Raw genomic sequence first — 14,713 nt, 5'->3', positions numbered from 1 at the left:
AAAATGAAGTGGTTTTTTACTTTAAAAGATTTCTATTTAATATTAATTATTTTAAAGGCGTTATCTTAATATTTTTGAATTGGATTTTTCCATCAGTTTGATTATTTCCTAATGCTTGTAATGCAATAAAACCATCCGATAGTTTGTTATCTGTAGCATCTGCCGTTAAAGTGCCATTAGTCCAGGCTTGAAAACGATTGCCCTCTACTTTAATCTTAAGCGTATTCCATTTATTGATGGTTTCAACAGCAACTAATTGAGGAGCTATAGGAACAATAGATCCTGTACGGTTTGCTGGTGTTGGGTTTGTATCAGAAATATTTACTTCATAACATTTCTCTGTATTTATAACCCTTTCAGCACAATGAATGTAAACACCCGAGTTTATCGCTGCATCAGGGTTGAATTCCATTTCTAAGATATAATTGTCATATTTTTGGTTTGTCATCAAAAAGCTATTGCCTCTCATGATGCTACCATGTAGTACACCATCTGAGAATTCCCATGTGGCATTGCCATTTTTATCCCAATCGGATGCGTTTTCTAGGAATAGTGCTTGCGAATTTTTACAGGAACTGTTTAGAATCAGCATGGTAGGAATTAGAAGATGTAATTTTGTTTGTTTAATAGAATTAATAAAGTTCATTTTTAATTTTTTTAAGTTTAGTTATTTATTAGTGATGTTGTTTTTATCAGAATGGAAAAAAACATATTGGTTTACAAAGAATCTAATATAGGTATTTTTTGAATATAGACTAAACTGATTACCCCTTTTAACTAGATATTGGGACAGATTTTTGTGTCTAATTAATTTAAATTTTTAAATGGGGCAATTTTTTTAAATCTTAACTTTTTTGAAAGCAAGATTTATCTTAAAATGGTTATTTTTATAATCTTAATCAAAACTAATAAAAACTAAACTAATGAATTTGAAATTAACCAAAAGAATATTTAACAGTGCTTTACTTGTTGTTGTCACTTTTGCAATAGTTCAGTGTAAACAATCAACGGCACCAGAGTGGCAAGCGACCAATGATGCACTAATAAGTCAACATAATCTTTCTGTAAGAGAGTTGACTGACTTGCCAGAAAACGGCATAGCATCCAACCTTGAGGCAGGTAAAGTTATTAATCTTGACAAAGTTGATAGTCTAGAACTTCATCCAGGGGTAAAAGCCAAGATTTTTTGGGGTACAGGTACCATGGTAAGTGTTATTCAAATGGCACCTAATTCAAAAATTCCTGATGAGGTATTATCAGAAGATAGATTTCTTTTTGTTCAAGAAGGATCCATAAATCAACTTATAAACGACACCGCTGTTACATTGGCTTCAGTGGCGAGGGAAGAACCAGATGGAAGCCATAGTGGTACTCCAAAAACAGAGTTTGTCTATTTAAAAAAAGGAACTAAAAGTAGCATTACTGCTGGTGAATCTGGAGCAAAACTACTTGAATTGTATAGCCCGTTACGATTAGATTATCTGAAAAAATTAGGTATTGAAAATCTTCCAAGTGACATCATGGATGTTAAAAATGCCCAAGAACCTAATATTGAGTTTAATAAGGTGTATGATTTATATGATTTTCAATTAACTAAATTGGCTGAAGGTGCTCATTCTAGGTTAATTTCTGGAAGAAATACTCAGTTAAGTTTTATTTCTATGGATCCAGGTTCTACATTTCCGCACCATATTCATCCTGAAGAACAAATGATGTTTGTAATGCGTGGTGAATGCGAAGAAATCATCCTTGATGGCAAAGCACACATGGGAGAAAATGATGTTGTTCGTTTACCAGGAAATATGGTTCACGGTGCTTATATAAGTGAACTTGGTTGCGATGCATTGGATATTTTTTGGCCCGCGAGAGCAGATTATTCAGAAAAGGAAAAGGCCGTTTTAACAGCTTACCATAATATAATTCCTAAAGATGCCAAACCAGAATTGTTGGTTGATGGTAAAATAACGGAGCCTTCTTTAACATTTAGTGAAGGACCAAAGTGGATGAACGGAAAAGTATATTTTTCAAACATGTATTTTGATCAAAATTGGAATGCCGATCCAAAAAAGAGTTCTATTGTAGAATTAAGCCCAGATGGTAGTTATAAAAATATCACGGAAGGAAAAATGCAAGCTAATGGCTTATATCCTTATAAAAATGGAAACCTAATTGTTTGTGATATGATTGGACATCGTGTTGTTGAAATGACAACCACAGGACAAGTCGTAAAGGTTTTGGTTGATAAATATGATGGAAAACCAATTGATGGGCCTAACGATGTGATTACAGATACTAAAGGCGGTTTCTATTTTACAGATCCTCAATTTACTATGGAACCAGAAAAAAATCAGCCTGGTAGAGCAGTATATTATGTGTCTGCAGAAGGAAAAATAACAAGAATTGTTGAGCCAAATGAATTCGCCATGCCAAACGGTATTTTGTTATCACCAGATGGCAAAACGCTTTATATAAATAATTGCTATGATAATGAATCCTGGTATCCTGTGAACAGTGAGAAAGACAACTTTATTTGGGCATATGATGTAAATGAAGATGGCACGATAACTAATGGTCGTCAATTTGCTCAACTGTTTTTAACTGGAAATGTGTTGGATAGAAAAGGAAAATCTTCTAGTGCAGATGGTATGGCGATTGATAAAATGGGTAACATTTATGTTGGCACCTATTATGGTGTTCAAATTTTCAATAATAATGGCGGCTACGTTGGTATGATAAATTTACCATCATTTCCAGTAAGCCTTTGTTTTGGTGATGAAGACATGAAAACCTTGTATATTGTAAGTTATAGTAAGGTTTTTAAAATTAGAACCAATATGGAGGGTTATATAAATTATTTATAGAAAACATCAATTTTACTAAACATAACAAAGATTAATTAAATGAAAAAACAAATAAAACTAAGTTTGAGTCTTTTGGTACTTATTTCAACTTCTTATGGAATTGCCCAAGATATGGGAACCATAGAATTTATTTCAGATGAACTTTCAGCTGTTATAAATAAAGATGCCAAAGTTGAAAAAATTGCTGATGGCTGTCAATTTACTGAAGGACCATTATGGATTGAAAAAGAAAGCATGTTATTGTTTTCTGATGTTCCAGCAAATACTATTTATAAATGGACTGAGGCAAAGGGTAAAGAAGTGTATTTAAAGCCAGCTGGTTATACATCTACTGAATCTAGAGGTGGGTTTATGGGGTCTAATGGACTTTATCTTTCTAAAAAGGGAGAATTGTTAATTTGTCAACATGGAGACAGAAGAATAGCAAAAATGGATGCACCCCTGAATGCTCCGCAGACAAATTATACAACGGTTGTTGGTGAGTACGATGGCAAGAGACTTAACAGTCCAAATGATTTGGTAATGTCTAAAAAGGGAGATTTGTATTTCACCGACCCAGGATATGGTTTTGAAAAAGGCATGAACGATCCTAAAAAAGAGATTCCTTTTCAAGGTGTTTATAAAATGGATAAAAAAGGAAAAGTAACCCTTCAAGATGATCGTATACCTCAACCAAATGGCATTGCTATTTTTCCTGATAAAAAAACAATGATTGTTGCTAGTACCGATGGTGAAGATAAAGGATGGTTTAAGTATGATATTGATAAATCTGGGAACTTAAAAAATAAACGTGTATTCTATAATGTTGCCAAAGAAAAAGGTATGGGTGGATGCGACGGATTGAAGATTGATAAATCTGGTAATGTATATGCTACAGGTCCAGATGGTGTTTGGATATTCACAAAAGATGCTAAGCTTATTGGTAGAATTAAATTTAGCAGATTAAGTGTTGCCAATCTTGCTTTTTCTCCAGATGAAAAAATAATGTACATTACAGCTACAAATAATGTATTCAGATTAAAAATGAAATAAAAGAACTCTGAATAAATAAAAAATGCCACGTTTTTGCGTGGCATTTTTTTATAAAAAAATTTTAGTTAGATTGCTGTTGATATATTTAGGTGTAAGCTATCTTTTTGAAATTTATTTTCCTTACTTTTTAGGAAGCGCATAAACCACATATCCTTTCGGAATGTCCTCTTCTTTTAGCGTATCATCCTTTAAACGTCCAGTTGAGCAAATTACAAGGTATTGCCGCCCATTCGCTTCATACATAGCAGGAATGCCCTGAGGATTTGTTCGTCCTACTTCTTTTTTCCAAAGAATATTGCCATTATCAGCATCATAAGCATAAACCCTACCATCCCCAGCAGTGGCAAAAACTAGTCCGGTTGCCGTAACAACCATTCCTTTTCGTAAGGATCCGTTGGCTGTTCCTGTATTTTCTTCACTATCAATGTCATCATCATCACCTAGGGGCACTTTCCATTTGATTTCGCCCTTATTTAAATCATAAGCGACAATCCATGACCATGCGGGTGTTAAAATATCGTTAGCTGCCTCACCATAGTTATTGGATTCTATATAAATTGCTTTAGGACCCATGTAATCCATGGGATACCCAACTTCTTTTCGTGGTGGGTAATCAGGAACTTTTACTCCACCCGAAGCTACTACAGGCCCCGATGGCGGGAGTACCTGCTCTTGTTGGCTGTTATTACCTCTCGTTCTGGCTAAGGATGCAAGGTAGGTGTATAGATTGCTCAAGGCTTCACCATCTAGGTGTGGCATGGCAGGCATCCGACCCTTACCATTGGTCACTGTCAATTTGAAAGCATCCAATCCGCCACTTCGATCCATAGTGAGCAAACTGGTTCCTAATCCCTCCAAACCATTTTTATCAGCACCATGGCATACCAAACAAGTTTGTTTATATGAAGCCTCTGCTTTTGCTATTAGATCACCAGACAGTTCCGAGTTGTTCTTTCTCGGCTCCCTAATTTTTAAGCGATATATAGATGCAGATTCTTTGGTTTGAACATAAACAATGCCTTTTTTGGGATTTGCAGCTGTATTGCCGTAATTGGCACCACCTGTTGAGCCTGGAATGGCAATGGTTTCATATTTGTCGGAGAGTGGCTGGAACAATCCTACTTTCGATTTACTAATTCTTTCAATCATTTCTTCACGCTTTTCGTTGCTCCAATAAGGATTCATATCCTCCACAGTTACTACTTGGCGGTTGAATGGTGGTATGACAGTAGGAAAGGGTTGGGTTGGCGATGACTTTTCATTAGGCATGTCACTTTGTGGAACGGGTCTTTCCTCAATAGGCCAGAGCGGTTTGCCCGTTACCCTATCAAACACGTACAAAAATCCTGTTTTGGCAGCAACGGCCACAGCATCTACCTTTTTGCCATCGTGCTGAACGGTAATCAACTGAGGTGCAGCTGTCAAGTCATAATCCCAAATATCATGATGTACAGTCTGGAAATGCCATAGTCTTTTACCGGTACGTGCATCAAGGGCGATGATGCAATTTCCAAATAAATTAGCTCCTTGTCGATCTGCACCATCAAAATCATAAGTTGGAGAACCTGTGGGGAAGTAAGCAATGCCACGTTCCGCATCTACAGAGATTTCACCCCAAGTATTGGTAGCCCCAACGTATTTGTAAGCATCTTTTGGCCAAGTTTCGTAGCCATATTCACCTGGGAGTGGGATGGTATGAAAAATCCATGCCATTTTTCCAGTGATGACACTATAAGCACGAAGATGGCCAGGCCCAACAAATGGATTTTCTCCTGGAGCTGAACCAACCAGAATCAGGTCTTCAAATACATGACCGGGAATAACTGGCATCATACGACCCAGTGTTTCAGGATCCCGATCTACTCCAAGTCGCATATCTGTATATCCGGGACCTGTATCACCAAAGTCCATGATGGACTTTCCGGTAATGGCATCTATGGCCTGCATGGTATTGTTTAGAAAAATAATCAGTCGCTTTTGGCTCTTATCCTCGCTTTGCCAGAAATTGATGCCGCGGGTAATGATTCCTTTGAGATTTTCATGAATCCAAATTTCTTTGCCAGTACTAGAATCAACCGCAATAATCGAGTTGTTTCTACCCATTACGTACATCACGTTATCCACGATAATGGGGTTGAAATTATAATTTGAATTATCGTAAGTGGGTACTATAAATGCTACTTCTAGTTGGTTGACATTTTTCTTGGTAATCTGGGTGAATTCCACAAATTTTGAATGATCGGGACCTCCGCCATAGTCTTTCCATTCAATGTGTTGTTGTGTCGCTAAAGGTTCTGAATGCTTAACATTACAACTGGCTAAAAGAATAAAGAAACCAGATAAAATGTAAAATGAAGGGGATAACCTTACTGAAATAGTGTTTGTGTGTGGCATAAGTGATTATTAGTTTAGCATCGTTGTAATTAGTTTTTCTTATCGAAAACAGAAACGTTCTATTCCCTAAGTATTTAAATACGCCACGGCTTTCGTCACAAAAATGCCCTTACTTCATATAATCGCTCAAGCGTTTCTTTGTATATTAAGTCTAATCAACTTCCCAAGTATCTGTTCTGAATGGTACTATTGGGAATCCTTCTCTACTTAGTACATTAGATATTCCTATGTTGCTAAATGAAAATCTAACAGCTACAGGTTCTTTAATATTTTTATTTGAAACTATTATTTTGTCTTTTTTTAGTTGCACATCAGCAGGTAAAAATTTCTTATTGCTTCCGGCTATCATAAATTCCGTGGGCTTGCCACCATCCTTGGTGATAAAACCGTTAGGTGCATCACTGAAATATAGGCTAGCCTTTCCTTTATCTATTTCCATATTTTTCAATACGGGGCTCTTATAAACAGGAATGTTTTTTCCATAAGTTTCAGCAAGTGCAAGTAGTGCTAAACGTTCTCCTACGTCCTTTTTATTTTGAGGGTGCAGGTTGGTGACATCATCTACTAGGTCGGTAATTACCACCATGCCAGTTTTAGGATATGAAAGTGACTTGGACTGTGCTTCTTGGAGCAACGCCCCTTCATACAAAGAAGTATCGTATTTCCATGGTGCAATCTGTACGTAGTAGAATGGAAAATCATTTTGGAAGGCTTCACGCCATGATCCAATCATGCCATTTAACATTTTTTCATAGGCATAGGCTCTAGGCGTGTTGCTTTCCCCTTGGTACCAAAGGGCTCCTGAAATGGTATAATTAGAAATAGGATAAATCATGGCATTGTAGAGATAGCCGGGTTGATGTGGTCTATGCGTTTTCACTACAATTTCACTGGCGGCTTTTTTCATGATAGGATCTGAATCTATGACAGATGCTGGCTCCCATAGTTCTATAGGCGTTCCAGACCAAGCAGATTGTATCAAACCGATGGGTACCTTCAATTCGTCATGTATTTTTTTTCCAAAAAAATAACCAGCAGCACTAAAACGTTTTAAGGTTTCTTCATCGCATGATACCCAATCGCCATCGGCATGGTCTTGAGGATATTCAGAGGCTTTTTTATCTACTGTAAAGAATCTGATATTACTATTCGCACTAGTTGGTAAAATATCTTTTATTTGTTGGTTATTGCTCATTTCCATATTGGACTGCCCAGAAAGCAACCATACTTCTCCTATCATGATATTTTCTAGCACAATACTCGGTGTTGGTCTAAACCTGTTCATACCTTTTAAGGTGATGGTATATGGACCTCCAGCTGAAGGCGTTTTAATTTTCGCTTTCCATTTTCCAATGTTGGAGGCTTGCACCGTATCGACTTCTTCTTTCCAAGAAGAAATGATAACAAAACGTTCGCTGGCACCCGACCAACCCCAAAGGGTCGCTTCAGAGTTTTGTTGCAATACCATATTATCACTTATAATGGAGGGTAGCCTAATCTGTGCATCTGTTCTATATGTAAATAAAACGTTTGCTATAAATAAGCTAATTAATAAAAGTTTTTTCATTTGTCTATTTAGTTTGGTTTGAATATAAAAAATGGTAATCTTATCGATTACCATGTTCTTTTACTCATCACTTTATCTAGTTCGGCGCGTGTCATTTTACCTAACTCAGGGTGTTTTTCAAGCCATTTTAAAAAAGCAGTTTTTATATCATCTCCCCATTGGCTATCAATTTCACCTGTGCTGTATGTGCCCGCTTTTACCATTTCAAAACCAAATTGATCTTTTCTGGTGACAAATTCCGATGTGCTTACCACTTGTTCAGCCATATGTGCAGGAACAAAAAGTACACCTTCAACAGTTGCAATTACTAAATCCCCCGGAAGCACAATAGCATCACCAATACGAATTGGCGTATTTAATCCTGTAAGAACCATTTCTTCAGTAAATGATGGATGAAAATCACGTACAAAAGCATTAAAGCCTTTAATGTTCTGTATTTCCTGTAAATCTCTTGCGGCACCATTAAACACAACACCGTTACCAGATTTGCTGAATATAGAATTTGCTAAAGTAGCTCCCATTATGGGACCACTACTTATTTTTCCATAGGCATCAGCTACATATAAATCGCCTTTAGTAAGTATATCAATAGGCCAAGCGTTGGTGTTACCTTTTCTTCCTTGAGAAGCACCTCTTTCTTTAATGTTTTTTTCGACATCTGGACGGCTTGGTAAATACATAGCAGTAACAGCACGTCCTGTCATAGTGGTATTATTGACTATTTTCCAGTTGCCAGCATATTGGTTTAGGTATCCTTCATTTCTCAATACGGTCCATGCATCATCAATCATGATGGTTTTTGCTCTCTCCAATAAATCGTCTGGAATTTTTGGTCTGCCATCATCAAAACGTTCGCCTTTCCATTCCGAAGTAAGAAATAACATTTCTTCCTTGCTAATGGTTTGCGCATTTAAACTTACGATTGAAAATGTAGTTAGAGTAAATAAAATAATTGCACTGTATAATTTCATGGTTTTTGTATTTAAATATTTTAATTATTATCACTTCCTTTAATCAAGGTGTTATTTACTGCGTCCATACCTAAGCGTTCTTTAAGTTGTGTTAGGTATAAACTTCTTGGCGTCACATGTTTATCCATAGATTCCACATGACCATTTGGTTTTGTTAAATCTTGTAAAGCAGCATTAAACACAACTGCGTTGACGCCGATATGTCCGAAAGAATAATTTTGGGCAGTTGGTGGTTGTTGAATTAGAAAATCGCCTTCACAATTCCAGAATACAATATTAGCACCTGCCCAGCCAATAATATAATCCCAGAATCGTGCCGTAAGTGGTGCTTTTACATTATCATATAGCACTCCAGTTGACCAGTGGTTGTGTGGTTCGCTCGATGAATAAGGATTTACAGCGATACATTCTAAAAAAACATTACCACTGGCTTCATGACTTTGCAACACAAATGAATGACGTCCTTTTTGTGAAACAGTACGTTGTACTAGGCAAAACTGACCGTTCATTTGGAAAGTAAAACGTCTGCCGCCCCATCGTTGCGCTACAGGCTCTAGGGACTGGCAATCTTGTACCGTAATGTATTTTGTTCCTGCATTAGCTTGAACCACACTGCTAACAAAATGTAGGGCACTCATGTTACGTATCCAAACATTTTTGGCATTGGTGATATTTATAAAATTGGAATAGTGATTCTCATCGGAATAATATTCGTCACCTTGATAACGATGGGCTTCGCCCAATTTATCACGATCCATATTGCCATAAGCAGTCGTGCGCACAGAAGGGTCATATTGAGAGATGCCACGAAGGTTTTCAATACCTATTTGTTCAATACGTTCATCATTGTATTTATAAATGGCACCGCCACCCCAAGGTGTTTCTATAGCACAGAAAATAGGGGCGTCTAACGTAATGGTATTTCCATTAATGGTAACGATGGTTCTATCATAATCAATATCAAATGGTCGCCATCTGTTTCTTCCAGCAGTGGCACTATCTAAACCAATTTCTTTAATCCATGCTTCATTTCCAAAACGTCTGACAATTATTTTATCGCCAGCTTTAAAGGTTTTAGCAGATTTTATATTAAAGGTTAACGCGCCAACGGGCACGTAATCGGTGGTAATATCTTGTTTCGTGTTTTCTTGAGGTGTTACCTTATTTTCACCTTCAATATTTATCAAAGCAGGTCTTCTTACACCACGGCCGCCCGTTTGTGCTGTTTGTACAGGTATTTTACCAAAAAGAATTGTTCCAGTTTCTCCCATACCTTCGCCACGAAGTACCACGCCAGACGCTTTGATATATAAAGGTTTTTCTAAATCGTAATGGCCCATTTTTAAAAGGATGGTTCCCCTAAATCCATGAGCATCTGGAGTTAGTGCAGAGACGCTGTCTATTACTTTTTGAATTCTATCGGCATTGTCCCCTAAAATAGGCCAAATAGTTGCTTTTATGGCAACTGTTGGAATTGGTACGCCACCGCCTTTATAGCCTGCGTTTGAAAAATCAGGGATTTTATTACCTAAACTATCGGGTACGTAAACCAATTTATTATCAATACCAGGATATACCAACGATGTAGTAGGAGGTATATCTTGCGCGTTTAAAGAATTTATGATTGAAATACTTCCTAAAAAAAGTAAAATAATGGTTTTGTAAAATTTCATATAGTCATATAATTTTAATTGCCAATTAATTCTATTGATCTGCATTTAATAAGGTGTTATTGACTGCCTCTATTCCCAATCGTTCTTTAAGTTGGGTCAGGTATAAACTCTTTGGCGTTACATGTTTATCCATGGATTCTACATGGCCGTTTGGTTTGGTTAAATCCATTAATGCCGTATTAAAAATAACAGCATTGACGCCAATGTGTCCAAAAGAATAATTTTGAGCTGTTGGTGGTTGTTGTATTAGAAAATCACCTTCACAATTCCAGAATACAACATTGGCTCCCGCCCAACCCATAACAAAGTCCCAATAGCGAGCAGTTAATGGTGCTTGTATATTGTCGTAAAGTATGCCATTTACCCAGTAACCATGAGGTTCACTCGTTGAGTAGGGATTGATAGCTTTGCATTCCAGAAACACATTACCGCTTGACGTGGAACCTTCCCCAACAAATGAGTGTCGGCCTTTATAGGATACACATCGTTGTACCAGGCAAAACTGACCATTCATTTTAAAGGTAAATCGTCTGCCTCCGGCACGGACCGAAACGGGTTCCATGGATACACAATCCTGAACAGTAATCCATTTAGTCTCTCCATTCGCTATCACAGCGCTGTAGGCAAAATGCAAAGCTGTCACATTGCGAACCCAGGCATTTTTAACATTGGTAAAACCAATAAAATTAAAATAATGATTTTCATCAGAATAGTATTCTTCTCCTTGGTATTGATGTGCTTTGTCCAACTTGTCACGATCCATGTTACCGTAGGTCGTTGTACGAACCGTTGGATCATAATCCGATATCCCACGAAGATTTTCAATACCAACATTTTCAATACGGTTATCATTGTATTTTAATAGTTCGCCTCCTCCCCAACGTGAATCGATGGCCGTAAAAATGGGAGCATCAATAGTGATAGTGTTGCCATTTATATTAATAATTTCGCGGTCATAATTGATATCAAATTTCCATTGCCTGCTGTTCGCTATGTCATCCTTCATTTTCAATTCTTTAACCCAGTCTTCATTACCAAAGCGTCTAACAAATACTTTATCCCCCTTTTTAAAACCCTTGGCAGATTTCACATTAAAACTAACGGCTCCAACAGGAACATAATTATCAGTAATTGTTTGCTTGCTGTCTTCTAAAGGCTCCGTTCCATTTTCTGCTCCAATGTTAATCAAGTCGGGTCTTGCAAATCGTTGTCTGCCGGTAGCATTTGGATCACGAGGAGGTAAAACGCCATAAAGAATAGTTCCCGTATCACCCATGCCTTCTCCACGTAAAACGATACCGGAAGCTTTTATGTAAATGGGTTTTTCAAGTCGATAATATCCCATTTTAAGCAATATAGCACCTCGGAAACCATGGGCATCAGGTGTTAAATTAGAAATGCTGTCGATTACTTTTTGGATTTTTTCAGAATTATCACCCAAAATAGGCCACACAGTTGCTTTTATAGCGGCAGTAGGAATGGGAACACCGCCACCTTTATATCCAGCGTTGGAAAAATCGGGGATAGTATTACCAAGACTGTCTGCAACATAAACCAGTTTACCATCAATACCAGGATATACTAACGATGTAGTGGGAGGGATGTCTTGCGCACTAAGGAATAGACTATTGGCAAATAGGGTCAACATAATAATCCAAGAAATCTTAGTTTTCATTATGAGTTTTAGTTTAGTTATTGGTTACCAGATATTATCTGGAAAATGTTTTATTTAAAAAGCTTTTGTGCAAAATCGTGAAGCGACTTTCTCCAAACTTGCCATTCGTGGTCACCAGGGAACGATGCAAATTCAACATGTAACCCTTTGGTTTTGAAAGTTTCAATCAGTTTTTTTGTTGCTTCAATTCTGTTATCCTGTTCGCCGACCGAAATATAAAATACCTTCAAGTTATCATTGAATTTTTGTGGGGTAGTCAATATCCCAGGAATTACTGATTCAGCATCAAATGATGCTTGTTCTCTAATACCTCCAAAAAGGCCTGTACTAAAAACACCAACATAATCAAACGTGTCTGTATTACGAAGACCAGTGAAAAAGGCTTGTCCGCCACCCATAGATAATCCTGAGATTGCTCTGTTAGCCGCATCCGGTTTTACTCTATAATTTTTCTCTACAAAAGGGATGATATTTTCAAAATACTCCTCTTTAAAAACGGCCATAGCTTCATCATTATAACCTCTGGCATTGACACCGGGTTTGGTAACGTTGCCGTTCGGGATAGCCACAATCATAGGAACGGCTTTCCCTTCAGCAATCAAATTATCAAGGATAAAATTGGTTTTTCCTTGAACCGCCCAACCACGTTCATCTTCACCGCCACCATGTTGAATGTATAAAACTGGGTAATTTTTATTCGTATTTTCATCATATCCCGGTGGCGTATAAATATTAATATTACGCCAAGTACCCGTAGTTTTAGAAAAATAAACATGAGAGCTTATTTTTCCATGAGGGACATCTTTAATATTATAAAAGTCAGCACCTGCTTCTGGAACATCAATTGCGCTAGCCATTCTTCCAGTGCCATAAAACGATTCACTCGCTGGATCAGCAAATTTAAAATCATCAATGACTAAAGAATAATAATGAAATCCCGGAACTTGTGGATCGGTCGTCACCATCCATAAGCCCTTATCATCTTTTTGCATATCGTAAAGCTTACCTAAATCTAATTGGACTTTGGTAGCTTCAGGTGCATTTACGGTAAAAAGAACACGGTTGTCCTGAAAAATACAAGGACAACCGTTCTGATTTATATTGGTAGGAGCAGGAGTTGAATTTGCTGGAACTTGAGCCTCTAAATTATTAAATGTAAGACCAAGCACTAAAGCGAATATCGAATATGCTGACCTCCGATTGATATTTATTTTGATATAATCCATCATAAATAGTATTATCGTTGGTCGTCATCGCCCATCACATCATAACCTCTCCATTTATACTCTTTAGCTAAAGATGTTGCTGCAGGCCATGCAATTTTATGTTGATCGCTTCCTACCCATTTCATTCTGTTTGCTTCAGTATCAAAACTAATTTGTACTTGATAGTTGTAGGTTGTTGGCTCTGCTTGTATCTGTTTAGAGAGATTTTCGTCATAAAGTCTCAATAGTTTCGAGCTTAAATAACCTTGCTGAACGGTCATAGCGGGTACATATATGGAATAATACATGCTTTCAAATGCTTCTGCATTTTCTTTTGGCACCACAAAATCCATTTGTAAGGCCATGGCTTTTGGTTGGGCTAAGGGTTTTTTAATACCCAATCCAATCGATTTAGAAGCAGCAATGCCAATGACCAATAGTTCTAAGTCTTCATTACCAGTATTTGTTAAGGTTATTTTTTCACCTAACTTTCCGGTAAAAGCATCATCACCTATTATATTTCCAGATTGACCGTCTATGGATACAGAACCAGAACCTTTCACAACAAAGTACACTTCCTCAATCCCTAAAAGTTGTCTTTCCTCGGTAGATTTACCAGCAGGAATGATTACATGGTCAACATGGTTCCAATCCGTACTAAAAACATTTGGATCAAATAAACGACGAGATAAAACACCATCACCCGTGTATAAACGGTTATTCGCTCTGGTTTTTTCTTTTTCTAACCTACCAGAAACAAAAACAGGAATAGGGTCTAATACAGCGCCTTCACGGGTGTCTGCAAGATCAAAATTATCGCTACTTGCTTTTACTGAACTAACGGCAAAATTCAACCAACGAAGTGGTTCATTGGAAGCATTATAAATGCCATGAGCATCACCCATTTTGCAAGGTACAATAGCAGGAGCTTTTATTTTTGAAGTACGCCCATTAATAGTAAATTCTGCCTCACCATTTAGAATAACGTACATTTCTTCAATATTATGGTGAAAATGGTGACCGATACCAGATTTTGCATTAATGACTCCAGAGTGCAAATAAAGAAAGTTTGTTGATAAATCGTTTCTTCCTATTAATTGTGTAAATCCCATCTTTCCTGCACCAGCATGTACGGCTGAAAGTTCTCTATACTTAGAAGCATCGTTATGTATAATACGTTCTTTTACAGATTGAGATGTAGCATGAAGTGTTACAAAAGCTAGTAATAAGGTGATAAATTGTTTCATATCTATTATTGTGTTTAGTTGGCTTTTAAATTAAAATAAATTAACTATATCTGTAAATTTATAAAAATTACAGATATAGTTATAAAAT

General features: G+C 37.1%; 10 protein-coding genes. 2 read left to right on the top strand and 8 right to left on the bottom strand.

The annotated features are described in order from the left end of the window. Positions 1-46: 46 nt before the first annotated feature. Positions 47-646: a 3-keto-disaccharide hydrolase gene (locus CDH49_RS08910; protein WP_100615152.1), complete on the bottom strand. Its 600-nt coding sequence runs from the start codon at positions 644-646 to the stop codon at positions 47-49. A 277-nt stretch (positions 647-923) separates the two neighbouring features. On the opposite strand from CDH49_RS08910, the gene CDH49_RS08905 reads away from it, so the two are divergent. Continuing rightward, entirely contained in the window at positions 924-2,861 is a 1,938-nt protein-coding gene (locus CDH49_RS08905; RefSeq protein WP_100615151.1) for an SMP-30/gluconolactonase/LRE family protein, read from the top strand. A 39-nt stretch (positions 2,862-2,900) separates the two neighbouring features. After that, the gene (locus tag CDH49_RS08900; RefSeq protein WP_100615150.1) at positions 2,901-3,893 is read left to right on the top strand and encodes an SMP-30/gluconolactonase/LRE family protein; all 993 of its coding nucleotides are present in this window, start codon (positions 2,901-2,903) and stop codon (positions 3,891-3,893) included. Positions 3,894-4,013: 120 nt separating this feature from the next. On the opposite strand, the gene CDH49_RS08895 is transcribed toward CDH49_RS08900, so the two are convergent. The 7 genes from CDH49_RS08895 to CDH49_RS08865 all read right to left on the bottom strand — a co-directional run bounded on the left by CDH49_RS08895 (position 4,014) and on the right by CDH49_RS08865 (position 14,625). Then, a complete protein-coding gene (locus CDH49_RS08895) occupies positions 4,014-6,287 on the bottom strand; it encodes an outer membrane protein assembly factor BamB family protein (protein ID WP_100615149.1) in 2,274 nt (757 codons plus the stop codon). Between the two features lie 151 nt (positions 6,288-6,438). Further along, complete coding sequence (locus CDH49_RS08890) at positions 6,439-7,854, bottom strand: sialate O-acetylesterase (protein ID WP_100615248.1); 1,416 nt, start codon at positions 7,852-7,854, stop codon at positions 6,439-6,441. A gap of 47 nt (positions 7,855-7,901) precedes the next feature. After that, complete coding sequence (locus CDH49_RS08885; RefSeq protein WP_100615148.1) at positions 7,902-8,825, bottom strand: RraA family protein; 924 nt, start codon at positions 8,823-8,825, stop codon at positions 7,902-7,904. A gap of 20 nt (positions 8,826-8,845) precedes the next feature. Further along, complete coding sequence (locus CDH49_RS08880) at positions 8,846-10,498, bottom strand: hypothetical protein (RefSeq protein ID WP_157805294.1); 1,653 nt, start codon at positions 10,496-10,498, stop codon at positions 8,846-8,848. 31 nt (positions 10,499-10,529) lie between these two features. After that, positions 10,530-12,173, bottom strand: coding sequence for a hypothetical protein (locus tag CDH49_RS08875; RefSeq protein ID WP_100615146.1), 1,644 nt, complete (start codon positions 12,171-12,173; stop codon positions 10,530-10,532). Between the two features lie 50 nt (positions 12,174-12,223). Further along, a complete protein-coding gene (locus tag CDH49_RS08870) occupies positions 12,224-13,402 on the bottom strand; it encodes an alpha/beta hydrolase-fold protein (protein ID WP_204524811.1) in 1,179 nt (392 codons plus the stop codon). An 8-nt stretch (positions 13,403-13,410) separates the two neighbouring features. After that, entirely contained in the window at positions 13,411-14,625 is a 1,215-nt protein-coding gene (locus CDH49_RS08865; RefSeq protein WP_100615144.1) for a cupin domain-containing protein, read from the bottom strand. Positions 14,626-14,713: the final 88 nt, after the last annotated feature.

It is taken from the genome of Confluentibacter citreus (assembly GCF_002807055.1).
GTDB classification, from domain to species: Bacteria; Bacteroidota; Bacteroidia; order Flavobacteriales; family Flavobacteriaceae; genus Confluentibacter; species Confluentibacter citreus.
Note: the sequence above shows the minus strand (reverse complement) of the source record. Positions and strands in the feature narration are given on the sequence as shown.

Bases quoted from the DNA above. Each gene is read 5' to 3' on its own strand.
- CDH49_RS08910 (WP_100615152.1), bottom strand. From the start codon at position 646: ATGAACTTTATTAATTCTATTAAACAAACAAAATTACATCTTCTAATT.
- CDH49_RS08905 (WP_100615151.1), top strand. From the start codon at position 924: ATGAATTTGAAATTAACCAAAAGAATATTTAACAGTGCTTTACTTGTT.
- CDH49_RS08900 (WP_100615150.1), top strand. From the start codon at position 2,901: ATGAAAAAACAAATAAAACTAAGTTTGAGTCTTTTGGTACTTATTTCA.
- CDH49_RS08895 (WP_100615149.1), bottom strand. From the start codon at position 6,287: ATGCCACACACAAACACTATTTCAGTAAGGTTATCCCCTTCATTTTAC.
- CDH49_RS08890 (WP_100615248.1), bottom strand. From the start codon at position 7,854: ATGAAAAAACTTTTATTAATTAGCTTATTTATAGCAAACGTTTTATTT.
- CDH49_RS08885 (WP_100615148.1), bottom strand. From the start codon at position 8,825: ATGAAATTATACAGTGCAATTATTTTATTTACTCTAACTACATTTTCA.
- CDH49_RS08880 (WP_157805294.1), bottom strand. From the start codon at position 10,498: ATGAAATTTTACAAAACCATTATTTTACTTTTTTTAGGAAGTATTTCA.
- CDH49_RS08875 (WP_100615146.1), bottom strand. From the start codon at position 12,173: ATGAAAACTAAGATTTCTTGGATTATTATGTTGACCCTATTTGCCAAT.
- CDH49_RS08870 (WP_204524811.1), bottom strand. From the start codon at position 13,402: ATGATGGATTATATCAAAATAAATATCAATCGGAGGTCAGCATATTCG.
- CDH49_RS08865 (WP_100615144.1), bottom strand. From the start codon at position 14,625: ATGAAACAATTTATCACCTTATTACTAGCTTTTGTAACACTTCATGCT.